Genomic DNA, 13,586 nt, shown 5'->3' on the forward strand with positions numbered 1-13,586 from the left:
CCGAGCGGGCATGCGAGACACTCTTGCGTTACCGCTATCCTCTTATTTTCCACCGAGCGGGCATGCGAGACACTCTTGCGTTACCGCTCTCTTCTTATTTTCCACCAAGCGGGTATGCGAGACACTCTTGCGTTACCGCTCCCCACTTATTTTTACCCGAGCGGGCATGCAAGACCTCTTTGCGTTACCGCTTTCCTCTTATTTTCTCCCGAGCGGGCATGCGAGACCTCCTTGCGTTACCACTCTCCTCTTATTTTCTCCCGAGCGGGCATGCGAGACACTCTTGCGTTACCGCTATCCACTTATTTTTACCCGAGCGGGCATGCGAGACACTCTTGCGTTACCGCTCTCTTTTTATTTTCCACCAAGCGGGTATGCGAGACACTCTTGCGTTACCACTCTCTTCTTATATTCCACCAAGCGGGCATGCGAGACCTCTTTGCGTTACCGCTTTCCTCTTATTTTCTCCCGAGCGGGTATGCGAGACCTCCTTGCGTTACCGCTCTCCTCTTATTTTCCACCGAGCGGGCATGCGAGACCTCTCAAAGTAACCTCTCCATCTCAATTTCTCTAAGTTCGGAAACACAATACCTCCGCCTGTCCCTCTCCTCTAAGGATGACTTTATTTACCAACAAACAAAGTGTTTTATAAGAAAAGGAACCGGGAATAGCCGCTATAACTCTTTACAAACATACGGTATGTATACATAGACAAGGGGGTGCTTAAATGAGGCGAACAAAGGAGGAAGCAGCCCGGACCCGTAAAGCGATTATTGATTCAGCTGAAAAACTTTTTATTGAAAAAGGTTATGAGGCTACGTCCCTGCAGGACATAGCAAGCTCTGCAGGTCTTACTAGGGGGGCTGTTCACTGGCATTTCCAGAATAAACAGGGGATTTTAACGGCGATTCGCGAAAGGATTGAGCTGCCCCTGGAAAAACTTGCTGAATTGCTGGCCAAAAACGAACTCAGCGATCCTCTTGGAGCTCTTGCTGATACGATAAGTTACATTCTGCATGAGTTTCAGTCTGATACCCGGCTTAAAAAGCTTACGAAGCTGCTTCTTAAATACGAACTCAGCAGAACAGATGAGCAGGTTTCAGGATTGTCCATGGAACAAAAGGCGAGGCTGATTGTCACTGAAGTTCTTACCCGTGCAAATAGAGAAGGTTCATTACCTGAGAACTGGAAGCCGGAAACAGGTGCACTGGCTTTTGTAGGGCTGGTGAGCGGTCTGATTACCGAGTGGGTGCGAGAGGATACTGATTTTAAGCTTGTTCCTGATGCTGAAAATGTCGTCCGTGCTTTTCTTGCAGCATGGGGAGCGAAACTTCCTACTATAACCAAAAGTGAACTGGCCGGACAGCTTTAAAACTACAAGACAATCAATTTTTCTGGGAGGAATGAAAAACTATGCAGGCAGAAGTGAATACAAAGGAGCTTATATACTTATATGCCTTTATACCGACACAGGAGTATGAAGAAAATAAGTTAACAGATATTAAAGGAATTGACCCGGACTATAGCATAGAGTTTTACGTTTTCGGTGAAATAACTGCAGTAGCGTGCCTTGTGAAGCATGAAGACTTTGCTGAAGAGGTGCTTCAGAAAAAGGTGGAGGATATGAAATGGCTCCAGGAGAAAGCTTATCACCACCACGAAAGAATGAACACTCTCCACAATACTTATACTGTTATGCCTTTAAAATTCGGGACAATTTATGAGGACAAAAACAGGCTGGAAGATACACTGGCAGAGCATAAAGAAAATATCCGCACTGTCTTTCAGAACTTATCCAGCAAGGAAGAATGGAACATTAAAATTTTTACGGATAAAAAAGCATTTATAAAAGAGGTTAAGGAAAACAGCTCTGAGGTTGCAAAAAAGGTACAGGAAATCGAAGGCCTCTCCAAAGGTAAACAATTCTTTGAAAAGAAAAAACTAAAGGATTTCATAGAGAAGCAGGCTGATAAAGAAATTGACAAATACTGCGAGAGCATTCATGAACAGCTGGAAACGTTCAGTGCAGATACAGAAGTAAAGAAAAACTGGGAGAGAAAACTGACCGGACGGGACGATGATATGTGCTGGAACGGAGCGTATCTGTTCCCAAAAGACAAAGTGGAACAGATTCTGCAATTTATAAGTGAAGAAAAAGACAAGGCAGAAAAAGATGGATCGAGCTTTAAATTCGAGATTACAGGCCCATGGCCAGCCTACCACTTTTCCAGTTTTCAAAACCAGGGAGGTGAATAAGAATGGCAGGTGAATCACTGCAGACGAAAGATGTCTCCCTGCTTGATGTGCTTGATGCTGTTCTTGAAAAAGGCGTTGTACTGAAAGGCGACCTCACCATTTCCATTGCTGGTATTGACTTGGTTTACCTGGACTTGCGTATTTTGCTCGCATCTGTAGAAACACTCATTCAGGCACAGGAAAAATCAGCAAGTAACACAGTTGGAGATGGCAGACTGGAAAGCAGGAGAGAAATTACTAAGGAAGTAAGAGAAGAAGTGGAAAGTCATACGTAGAGCCCTTCTGCAGGATGACATACGGAGCTTTTGTTTGAAAAAAGTATAAGGAGTGATAAATATGGAAGGCAAAAAAAATCTTGTGGAGCAGCATAATCCAACTGGAAAAATCGCTTTAGACCCTGAAAAAGCAGAAGAAGGACTTGCTCAGCTGGTCATGACTGTTATTGAACTGCTCCGCCAGTTAGTAGAACGCCAGGCAATGAGGCGTGTAGAGAACGGCAGCTTAACCGAGGAAGAAATAGAAAAGGTCGGAGAAGCGTTAATGAATCTGGAAGAAAAAATGGAAGAATTAAAGGAAGTCTTTAATCTGAATGACGATGACCTGAATATTGACCTGGGCCCATTAGGGAACTTAATGTAAGCTTCCTACCATGACACATAACACATAAAAGAAAGGAAGATTCCATGAGTAATGTACGGGAAACAGTGAATCATCCTGCGAACATGGCAGGAAGTCTTGTAGACGTTCTGGAGACAGTGCTGGAAAAAGGAGTAGTTATCGCAGGAGATATTAAAGTAAACCTGGCGGAAGTGGAACTTTTAACGATAAAAATCCGTCTCATTGTTGCTTCCGTTGATAAAGCAAAAGAAATGGGGATAGACTGGTGGGAGAATGACCCCCACTATTCCTCAAAGGCAATCCAGATGCAAGAGGAGAACAAGCAGCTGCAGGATAGAATTAAACTGCTGGAAGAAAAAGTAGAAGCTTCGGAAAGTAAAGGAGATTAACTGAATGAACAGAAAAGATTTCTTCAGGGATATTAGCCAGCTTATCCGGGATCTTGAAAATACTGATCATTCAACGGTAGCCAGAGTGGAAGAAAGAAAACTCGGCAAAGGCAAAGACGCTCCTGTTGTAAAAACCGAGTACGCTTTCCATGCAAAAGCCGGGCTGCCGGATAAAGAAGAAATTAGAATGATGATTAATGATCAGCAGAATAATGAACGTCTGAGGTAATCAGGAAAACTGCCATTCTCGCGAATGGCAATTTTTTTTGTACATGAATGAATTTCATATATTGGCTGAATAAAAAAGACGAACATTACTTTTCGATGGCAGCGTATGGCGGCGGTAACTGTCTCTTCCTCTGCCAGCTTAGCTCCGTAGAATATCCGTCGAGACAACTCGAGGCATTTGCGGTGAAGAAGATGCTCGTTCTTGCGGGAAAAGCATGAGAAGCTGAAAATCCATTTTTGACGGCGTTCAGCCGGAAAAAATTAGTTGAAGCCGTACCCGCAGAACGCCTCCGTCTGAAGCGTAAATCGAACAATAAGTAACATTTTAAGATAGTTTTCGTGTTAAAGATGAAAATCTTGAATTATGTAATTCATTCATATATAAACACTTTGGCAACATTGTCAATAGTTTTCACTTAATATACTTATGAAACTTTTCTTCAATTAATGTTTACTAATTAGACATATTAACCCCGCAGTACGCTGCCGTTCTCCTGCTATACTGATTTCATAAAACATCAACAAGCAAGGGGAAATGAATGATGGCTAAACTCGCAGTCTGGCAACCTGAAGAAGAAAAGTTCTGGGAAGAACAAGGTAATAAAATAGCTAGAAAGAATTTGTATATTTCAGTATTCGCACTTATATTAGCTTTCTGTGTGTGGCAGATATGGTCAGTGGCGGCAGTACGCCTTAACGACGTAGGTTTTTCCTTTACCCAAAGCCAGTTATTTACGCTGGCAGCCCTCCCTGGTCTAACAGGGGCGACATTCCGCTTAATTTATACTTTTATGCCTGGAATAATGGGCGGCAAAAAGTGGACGATTATCAGTACATCTCTTCTGCTGATTCCTGCAGTAGGTATCGGTTTCGCTGTCCAGAATCCTGAAACAAGCTACATGACGATGGCTATCCTTGCAGCACTTTGCGGACTTGGCGGCGGATGTTTATCTTCATCTACGGCTACGTTAAACCCGTTTTTTCCAAAAAGCAAAAAAGGTACAGCTAACGGAATTAACGTAGGAATCGGAAACCTTGGAGTAAGTGTCGTTCAGTTTGTTACACCTATCGTAATCGGACTTGGTTTTATCGGAGTTATGACTGGCGGAGCTCAGCAGCTTCCTGACGGCTCTCAAATTTATCTCCAGAACGCAGCGTTTATCTGGGTAGTACCAATTATCATTGCAGTATTACTGACAATTTTCTTCATGGATGAACTTCCTAACACTAAACAAAGTGTTAAAGCACAGCTTTCCGTATTAAAACTTAAGCATATATGGGTTATGACATGGTTATATGTAATGTGTTTCGGTTCATTTATTGGATTCGCAGCAGCATTCCCGCTTCTGATTAACTCAGAGTTTCCCGAGCTGAACGCTATCGGGTTGGCATTCCTCGGGCCATTAATCGGAGCTTCTGTACGGCCAATAGGCGGCTGGCTGTCAGATAAAGTAGACAGCGGTTCAAAGGTAACATTCTGGGTTATTGTAAGTATGATTATTGCTACTGCCGGAGTAATTTACTTCTTATACGTAAACAACTTCCCTGGCTTCCTGATCATGTTCCTGCTTTTATTCGCAGCTACAGGAATCGCCAATGGATCAACGTTCCGAATGGTACCATTTATCTTTACAGAGAAAGAAGCAGGTCCTGTATTAGGGCTGATCGCGGCCTTCGCGGCATACGGAGCGTTCCTGATTCCTAAGATTTTCGGATGGTCAATTGATACAACAGGTTCCGCTGACTTAGCTCTGATTATTTTCATCGTATACTATATTATTAGTTTAGGAGTTTGCTGGTTCTTCTACAGCCGCAAAAACTCCGGGTTTAACTGCTAATAGGAACAAAAGCGCAAGCGCTTTGGTCACGAGCGACACTCTTTATCTGCGACGAGTAAGCGCTGGAGCTGGACGACTTATCCACAGAATTAAACTTTTATAATTTCCTAAACAATAAAAAAGGTGTACCAGAAGCGAATTGCTTCAGGTACACCTTTCAATTTATTTATCTCCTGGATTTTGTTTTGGCCTTACATTATTCACCCATGCCTGATCCTGGTTCATCATTTTTATTGCTGCGTAGATGGTCAGGAACTGGATGACGATGATAGGCAGTCCCATAAGACCGGAGATTACTTCCAGAGGTGCAAGTCCGCCAACCCGCATCAGAATTAACGACAGTGTCGCAATAACTACTGCTACAATAACACGTAAATATCTGGAAGGTTCTGTTTTACTCATATCCTTCGTACTCGTATATGCCGCGATAGTGTAAGTAGTAGAATCCAGTGTTGTTGTCAGGAAAATCATTGCAACGATGATAAAAACAGTTAGAGCTATAGCCGCAAAAGGAAGGGATGCCAGTATTTCAGGTATTGCCGCTACTGCTTCATTATTCTGCACAATATCTAACACAGGGACCTCCCCGGTTAAATGTCTGTGTACTCCTAAACCACCAAGTACACCTGTTGCTGCCCACGACAACAAAGTCGGAGCCAGTAAGTAGGTCAATATCATTTCTTTGATCGTTCTTCCTCTTGAAATTTTCGCGGCGAAAACACTGTGAAGCATTGCCCAGGTTGCACTGTATGCAAACCAGAAAACTGTATTGCTCTGCACATGTGTTGCACCTTCAAGATTCAACGATTCTGTATAAAGGGAGATGCCAACATAATTTGTTAACAGCGTACTGACACTGTCTGTAAAATAGTCTAAGATGAAAATACCAGGTCCCGCTACCATAACGAATACGGCAAAAGCCCCTGCAAGGTACATATTAAATGTACTCAGTCTCTTAATACCTTTTTCAATACCTAAGTAGGCGCTTAAAGAAAACAGAATAACCCAGATGAGTGTTACTATTAATGTCAACCCGAAGGTCACATCCATATTCATCAGCCTCGCCAGGTTATGGGTAACTATTGGTGCTCCGAGGCCAAGAGTAACCGCTGCACCGGCTAAAATACTTACAAGAAAAATCATGTCCAGTATTTTTCCGCCCATGCCGTCAGTAAATTTGTCCCCAAAAATTATCCGGCATGCTTCGGATATCCGCATAAGCGGGCGTTTGCGAACATGCAGAATATACCCCATTGCCGGTGCGGCCATAACAAATATAGCAAACACCTGAAAACTCCAGAGAAACATACTGTAGGCGTTGCCCATAAGCAGTGCTTCAGTTGACCCAGGCTCCATCCCGAACGGAGGATCATTAGCAACAGCCGACCATTGAACCATCCCTGTCCGCATTATAGTAGATCCTACCCCCATTGCTATGAGAATAGAAGCATACTCAAATAATGTAAATCTCGGCTTCTCCATCGGATCGCCTAAAACGACCTGTCCATACTTGGAAAAAGATAAGTACAGCCCGGCCGCAACAAGAATAATTCCATACCAGATATAGCCCCAGCTGAACACATCGACAATCGTATCAAAAATCTGGTTCAGCACGTCCAGCGCCTGTGCTTCATAAACCGAAAACGGAATACTAATAGCTATAATTACCAGCAGGGAAGGCACAAAAATTCGATAATCTATTAATCTTTCACTATTTATTCCCTGATTCTTCCTGCCCAAAGAAAAGTCCTCCTGTCTGTACAATACTTTATTTTCCGTAAAGTAACCGAATAAGAAATTAAGGATATCAGTGTACTATTCCAATCTTATGTAAATTTAAAACATAATCAGAAATTTTCAGGGTATTGACACTAATCAATATTTTCACTCAAAAAAAAGTTTACTGAACAAAAAAAGATGCAGCCTCAGGTTGCACCAAAGTTTGTACGCAGTAACTAACAGTTGAAGAGATAGTTTAAAATTTCTCAGACCTCACGTTTGAGAAAGACCATTTTTCTGTTTACTCGACTTTTTCTTAACCATTATTATCAACAGTAAAATAACTGGAATAACAGCCTGAAATAAAACAAAATCATAATTATGGCTTATCTGAAATCCAACCCATATATGCTCAATATAGTTTGCCGGGATGAAAGATGCGCCGTATATAACCGCCCCCACAAGCAGAAAAACCTTTCTGTGACTCTTATTAAGCAGTTCCGCAAGCGCAAGAACAGCCCCTAAATAAAACACTGTCATTTTAGTATATAAGCAGAGTACGAGCACAATGACGAAAATCGGATCAAGTCGTTCCAGAAAACCGCCAATTTGTATGAGAGGAACAGCCCGAAGTAAAGGGACCGTTGAAATACTCGCCAATGGAGCACCTATGATGGCGACGATTAAAATATTATATAAAACGAGAAACAACCCGGTAAAAATATATGCGATTAACGTATATTTCGTTAAATATTTCTTGTTATTAAGATATTTCCAGAACATTAGAAATACAGCGATCTGGGCAAAAGGAGTCATTGCCACATTTGGAACAGCAGCCTTCAGGACAGGCATAAGCCCGTTTTCCAGAACAGGCAGCAGCAATTGAAAATTTAAAACACCCGATAGGAAGAAAAAAAGAATTAACGTAAAAAAGCTTATTATTACTATCGGAAACAGTATTTCCAGCGTCCGAAAGAAGACTTCCGTTCCCTGATAAACCGCATACGTGGAGATGATCATCATAATCAGCATTATAAGAAACAAGGGTGATTCTGGCATAAGCGTGAGTACGATAAGATCGCCGAAATCCCTCGTGTTACGCATAGCCTGGTAAGCGAAGTGCAATACATAAAGAATTGCTATTACGGTGCCTATGTACTTCCCGAAATGCTTCCTGATTATTTGAATAAGGCTGCTCTCCGGCTCGTTATGCTGAATGTAAAGGTACACCCACACAAAAAACAAACCCGCGAGCATTCCGGTGAGCATAACAAGCCATGCATCCCGGCCAGCTTCAATTCCAGTAACGAACAACGGTATACTGCCGATCAGGAATAATATAATTCCTGCGCAGATCTGGTACTTACCTAATCTTTCCAATATGAATCACCTATTCCTTTATTAGCGAGGAAAATGGAGTTTGATTAATACCCGTATTCTCAATATCCACATTTACGTTTGTAATCAAGTCAATTTGTTCCAAATACCCTTTATCAGGGATGCCTTTTAATTCCTTCCATTTATCCCGATGCCTGTTATTAATCTCATTGGCGAAACCCATTACGTCTGCATTCAGTTCTTTAGCTTTAGCCCAGGCAGCTTCTACGTCAAGTGAAATTCGCTCTTCAATATATCCCGCCATTTTATCAATATTATCCGGCTGAGACAGATCGTAAGCGCAATTCACTTCACTCACCCTTCCCTCGGTGTGGATGTCCAGCTCCATCTCAATTCTGCTCCCTGTCAGCCTGGGAGTTAGCTGAACAGATGAATCAGTCAGCAAATAGGTTGACTGCGGGGGCCCTTCTTTCTTCCCGTGACAGTCGAAAGTAATATAGATTTCTTCAATCTCTCCCGTAATCCATGCCACACCTCTCGCTTCCTCAGGAGTTAACCAGCCTGCCAGCTTATCTTTATTGAAAGCACCCAGATTTCCTAATTTAATGGTTCCCGCCCTTCTCGTTTTGGAAAGGGCATCCATGGAGGTTTGCCCTTCCTTATCCCCCGTAATAACGAGCTGTGGTATAACCGCAGATTTTGATTCAGATGTTGCGGCAATCACAAAATCTGTGAAGTCGACCTCCTCGTACTTGGACATATTCTTTTCTCCACGTTCCATCATATTAGGAAGCAGCCGTCCCGGGATCGGTTCAGAAGGATCAAGCATATCAAGTATGTCCATTGCTTTCTCTGCGATAAACAAAGGCTCTGTAGCCCGATCCTCTATTGAGCGGAGATAATAATCAATTACAGGGCTTACTCCTTCTCTTGCAATTTCTTCAGAAATGATGACAGCGGAATTATGGGCGAAAAACAATCTTCTAGGTTCTTCTAAATTAGTATTTTGTATTGCCTGCTGCAGCGTTTCCCCTGATGTAGTGAATGTAAAAACAGGAGCTCCTTCACCGCCTCCCCCCGTGGAATTCCTGGCTGCTGTGCTTGGATTAACTACTTGGTATGAGACCAGCCACTGATCTTCTTTCTTATCGATGGCTGTATAAACGACGATGCCGATTTCATTTAATTCCCTTATGTCCCCGCAGCCGGAAAGAAATAAAAGCAAAAATACAGGCACACAGATAAGAAATTTACGATTCATCGACGATCTCCTTTATATAAAAGTATTCAGCTGCTCTCTTTTTTCGGAGGGGAAGGTTTCATATTCGCACTCATCCTCCGCTTATTTTCCGGATTAAGCGACTCCGGCCTCGCATTCAGGGCCCATAATGGGAAGCGAAAAAACGTATCTTTTTGTTCTGACAGGATAAAAGGGGCCATCGGAGTTAAATACGGAACACCGAAAGAACGTAATCCAGCTAAATGAATTAACAGGATCAGCAGCCCGGCAAGGATTCCCAAAAAACCGAAAGCAGCCGACAGGATCATAAAAGCGAAGCGGAGCAACCGGACTGCCACACTAAGGTTATATGTTGGAATGATAAAATTTGTAATTGCGGTAAAAGAAACAATAATAACCATAACTGCGGAAACGACCCCGGCCTCAACTGCTGCCTGCCCTAAAACAAGTGCCCCGACGATGGAAATAGAAGCGCCAATCGCCTTTGGCATCCTTACCCCCGCTTCCCGAAGAATTTCGAAAGTCACTTCCATCAGCAGGGCTTCTACGATCGCTGGAAATGGGACGCCTTCCCGCTGTGCTGCCAGGCTGAATAGTAAAACAGTGGGAAGCATTTCCTGATGATGGGTTGTTATCGCTATATACACTCCTGGCAGCAGCATTGCCACAAAAAAGGAGAACGTCCTTAACAATCTCAGAAACGTTACAAATAAAGGCCGCTGGTAATAGTCTTCCGCAGTCTGCATAAGCATCGCTAACGTGACAGGAGCAATCAGGGCAAACGGGGTGCCGTTTACAATAATCGCCACTCTTCCTTCTAACAGAGCAGCAGCAACAGCATCAGGTCTTTCTTTATTTTGTATTTGCGGAAACAGAGTATACGTCTCATCCTGAATGAATTCTTCAATATAGTTGCTTTCGAGAATACTATCAGTTTCAATACTTTCCAGGCGTTCTACCACTTCTTTTACAAGCCTTCTGTCCGCGATGTTATTAATATACATAACAGCCACATCTGTTTGTGTCTGCTTTCCAACTTTTTTAATTTTGTACCAGAGATCAGGGGTTTTTATTCTGTCCCTTATTAATGATATATTCGTACGAATATCCTCCGTAAAACCGTCTTTCGGCCCCCTGATAACTGTTTCTGTGGATGGCTCCTCCACCGCGCGGCGCTTTCCCCCAGGTGTATTGCAGGAAATCGCCCTCGTAAAACCATCAGCGATAATAACTGTATTACCTGACAGAAGCTCGGTAAGCAAGTCATCCGTGTTCTCCACATAAGAACATCTGGATATTGCCAGTAACCGCTCCTCAAGGCTATTTATAAGATTCTCATTTTCGTTTAGCACCGGGAGGTCTTCATTTTCATTACTTTGCAGAAGAGTGTTTATTACTGTGTTGATCCTGTCAACTTCACTGATTCCTTCTATATAAACTAACAGTAAACGATAATTCCCTCTTATCGTCACCGAACGGTACATTACATCATCTGTATTTCCCGTAAGTTCTTTTATCTTTTTTATGTTCCCGTCCAGCTGGCTGGAAAGAGAATCCCCCTCCTGTTCCACAGCTTGCTTTTCCTGTATTTTCCCACCCTGTCTTTTTCTCTTCCTGAATAGTCCCATCCACACTGCCCCTCACTGAACTCTGCTGCTTTTTATTTTCAATCCAGGCAAGGAAATTTATACTTTTAAGCGAAACTTTTTCCTGACTAGCTGACACATTCACCCAGTGGGAAAAGGGTATAACAGCCAGAAACAAAATAGTAAAATTAACTGAATCATCTGAATGAGGGCATGTACAAGAAGCTATCTGTAAATGATTATAAAAAAACCCTCTTCGGCTTCCTGCCAAAGAGGAGTCTTTATTATGATTCTTCTGGCGGCTTCTTCAGCCCGATAGCTGCTCCCGGGCGTGGGGCATCGTTCGTGCCATATAATTTACCGGTCGATGGATCGATCAAAATCGCCTGCACATCCCCAAGCCTGTCGTCGGCAGCTACTTCTTTAAAGCCCTGGTCGAGTTTATACCCTAGGTCCCTGAGCTTAGCCATTATTTCGTCCTCAATACCGTCTTCCCATTCCCAGGATACATCAGGGTTATTGAAGATTCTCCGTTCTGCGACTGCTTCTTTCAGATCCATCTGATAATCGAGAACATGGAGGAGAACCTGTGCAACTGAGCCGACGATCGTCGGCCCTCCAGGAGATCCGAGAGTGAAAAAAGGTTTTCCTTCATGGTAAACAATAGTTGGCGACTTCGAACTGACAGCACATTTATTGCTGTTCGGTTCATTTGCCGTGCCTGGCTCCGGATTAAAGTCTGTAATATCATTATTGAGCAGAAACCCGTAGCCTTCTACCATAATCCCGCAACCGAAAATTCGTTCAAGGGATGTAGTACAGGATGCAATATTCCCCCACTGGTCTATAACTGTAAAATGAGTAGTATCCATTCCCTTTTTACTATTATCCTTCTTTACTGGCTGACTCGGTGTCCCTTCCTGATAGTTCCAAGGGTCGCCTGCATTTATTTCTTCCCAGCGCTTATCAAAATTAATCATATTGCGCCTTTCTTTCAGATAATCCTCATTGAAAAGCCCTTTAAGAGGGATGTCTGTAAACCCTGGATCACCAAGGTATGTCTGCTGATCTGCCAGTGCCAGCCGGGTAGCTTCAGCGACCAGGTGATACTTTTCCCATGACCGAACACCATACTGGCTGATGTTAAATGGTTCAAGGATTTTCAGTATCTGTGACACTGCAACCCCTCCCCCGTTCGGAGGCCCGGGAAAAGCAAGATCGTACCCTTTATAACTGCTCCAGAAAGGCTCCTCAATAGAAGCTTCGTAATTCTGCAAATCCTCTTTTGTCATTATTCCGCCGTACTTTTGGAGGGTATCGATAATGGCATCCGCAAGTTCCCCTTCGTATAAAGAACTGAACCCTTCTTTCTTTATAGCTTTCAGTGCTTTTGCTAAATCAGGCTGCCTTACCATATCTCCTTCTTTAAGTGGCTCCCCGTTTGGAAGGAATACTTTTTTTGCTTCTTCTCCAAGCCTTTCCTTAAAAATATCAATCGTACGGTCCCAAAGACTGTTCACACGATATTCTTCTTCAGCAAGCTTGATTGCCGGGTCAATGAGCCTGTCAAGAGACATGGAACCGTATTTCTCAAGCGCAAGTTCCATCATTTTCATTACTCCCGGTACCCCTACTGACTTCGGGCTCATTGTCCGCTCGTCAAAAGGCATTAAATTCCCTTCACTATCGTAAAACACTTCTGGTGTTGTAGCGGCAGGAGCTCTTGTATGTCCATGGATTGCCTTCGTTTCATTGTTTTCACTGTCATAATATAAAATAAAACCGCCCGCACCAATGCCTGTGTTCATACCTTCCACAGAACATAAAGCAAACTGCATAGCGATTATCGCATCTATCGCATTACCTCCGTCTTCCAGTACTTTCTCGCCGGCTTCAGCTGCCTCTTTTATCGGGCAGGCAACCATTCCATAATGTCCCTTTACCGTTTCATAATAAGACGCATGTCCAGCCGTCTTTTGGTTTTTAAATATCTCCTGAATACTCATCAGCGCCAACTCCTTTATGTTGAACCAGCCAGAAATCGTCTGGCGGATTACTTTATGTATCTGTTGTTTACCCTTTCGTCAATAAAATGTAACAGGCGGGCTGAATAAAGAAAAGCGCAAGCGCCTTGGTCACGAGCGACAAGCACTGGAAGGACTTTGACGGAAGCCGCTCTTTGGCTTACTAAAAGGCCTGAAGTGACCTCGAGCTCGTAGGTGCTGGAGCTGGACAATTATCTTGGAAATTTATACTTTTTTTATTTCGAAACAAAGAAACCAGGTTGCATTAATGCTCTGCAAACCTGGTTTCTTATGAAAAGTTATCTGATTCAGAGATGGCGTGAGTTACCCTTCCGGCAGGTGTCCTGAGA

The 13,586-nt window shown here is 43.1% G+C and carries 13 protein-coding genes; 8 read left to right on the forward strand and 5 right to left on the reverse strand.

Annotation, left to right across the window (positions count from 1 at the left end; genetic code table 11):
• Positions 1 to 727 precede the first annotated feature (727 nt).
• The 8 genes from BK582_RS00965 to BK582_RS00995 all read left to right on the forward strand — a co-directional run bounded on the left by BK582_RS00965 (position 728) and on the right by BK582_RS00995 (position 5,329).
• Positions 728 to 1,372 carry a TetR family transcriptional regulator gene (locus tag BK582_RS00965; protein WP_078592577.1) on the forward strand — a complete coding sequence of 215 codons (645 nt, stop codon included), beginning with the start codon at positions 728 to 730 and terminating at the stop codon, positions 1,370 to 1,372.
• 41 nt (positions 1,373 to 1,413) lie between these two features.
• Positions 1,414 to 2,256 carry a GvpL/GvpF family gas vesicle protein gene (locus BK582_RS00970; RefSeq protein WP_078592578.1) on the forward strand — a complete coding sequence of 281 codons (843 nt, stop codon included), beginning with the start codon at positions 1,414 to 1,416 and terminating at the stop codon, positions 2,254 to 2,256.
• Positions 2,257 to 2,258: 2 nt separating this feature from the next.
• A complete protein-coding gene (locus tag BK582_RS00975; protein WP_078592579.1) occupies positions 2,259 to 2,531 on the forward strand; it encodes a gas vesicle protein in 273 nt (90 codons plus the stop codon).
• Positions 2,532 to 2,592: 61 nt separating this feature from the next.
• Positions 2,593 to 2,895: a gas vesicle protein K gene (locus BK582_RS00980; RefSeq protein ID WP_078592580.1), complete on the forward strand. Its 303-nt coding sequence runs from the start codon at positions 2,593 to 2,595 to the stop codon at positions 2,893 to 2,895.
• A 44-nt stretch (positions 2,896 to 2,939) separates the two neighbouring features.
• Positions 2,940 to 3,263, forward strand: coding sequence for a gas vesicle protein (locus tag BK582_RS00985; protein WP_078592581.1), 324 nt, complete (start codon positions 2,940 to 2,942; stop codon positions 3,261 to 3,263).
• Positions 3,264 to 3,267: 4 nt separating this feature from the next.
• Positions 3,268 to 3,492 (forward strand): hypothetical protein, encoded by a 225-nt coding sequence (locus tag BK582_RS00990; protein WP_078592582.1) that lies wholly within the window; start codon positions 3,268 to 3,270, stop codon positions 3,490 to 3,492.
• A gap of 47 nt (positions 3,493 to 3,539) precedes the next feature.
• Entirely contained in the window at positions 3,540 to 3,710 is a 171-nt protein-coding gene (locus BK582_RS26690) for a hypothetical protein (protein WP_167553291.1), read from the forward strand.
• Positions 3,711 to 4,033: 323 nt separating this feature from the next.
• Positions 4,034 to 5,329, forward strand: a complete 1,296-nt coding sequence (locus BK582_RS00995; RefSeq protein ID WP_078592583.1) for an MFS transporter — start codon at positions 4,034 to 4,036, stop codon at positions 5,327 to 5,329.
• Between the two features lie 162 nt (positions 5,330 to 5,491).
• Here the strand turns inward: BK582_RS00995 and BK582_RS01000 are convergent, their stop codons facing one another.
• The 5 genes from BK582_RS01000 to ggt form a co-directional block, all read right to left on the reverse strand.
• Entirely contained in the window at positions 5,492 to 7,069 is a 1,578-nt protein-coding gene (locus BK582_RS01000; RefSeq protein ID WP_244895308.1) for a BCCT family transporter, read from the reverse strand.
• Between the two features lie 252 nt (positions 7,070 to 7,321).
• Positions 7,322 to 8,428, reverse strand: coding sequence for a GerAB/ArcD/ProY family transporter (locus BK582_RS01005; RefSeq protein ID WP_078592584.1), 1,107 nt, complete (start codon positions 8,426 to 8,428; stop codon positions 7,322 to 7,324).
• Between the two features lie 10 nt (positions 8,429 to 8,438).
• Positions 8,439 to 9,647, reverse strand: a complete 1,209-nt coding sequence (locus BK582_RS01010) for a Ger(x)C family spore germination protein (RefSeq protein ID WP_078592585.1) — start codon at positions 9,645 to 9,647, stop codon at positions 8,439 to 8,441.
• 26 nt (positions 9,648 to 9,673) lie between these two features.
• On the reverse strand, positions 9,674 to 11,254 hold the full coding sequence (locus BK582_RS01015) for a spore germination protein (protein ID WP_078592586.1): 1,581 nt from the start codon (positions 11,252 to 11,254) through the stop codon (positions 9,674 to 9,676).
• Positions 11,255 to 11,496: 242 nt separating this feature from the next.
• Positions 11,497 to 13,218, reverse strand: coding sequence for a gamma-glutamyltransferase (gene ggt, locus BK582_RS01020; protein ID WP_078592587.1), 1,722 nt, complete (start codon positions 13,216 to 13,218; stop codon positions 11,497 to 11,499).
• Between the last annotated feature and the right edge of the window lie 368 nt (positions 13,219 to 13,586).

The sequence above is a fragment of the Evansella clarkii genome (assembly GCF_002019695.1).
GTDB classification, from domain to species: Bacteria; Bacillota; Bacilli; order Bacillales; family Salisediminibacteriaceae; genus Evansella; species Evansella clarkii.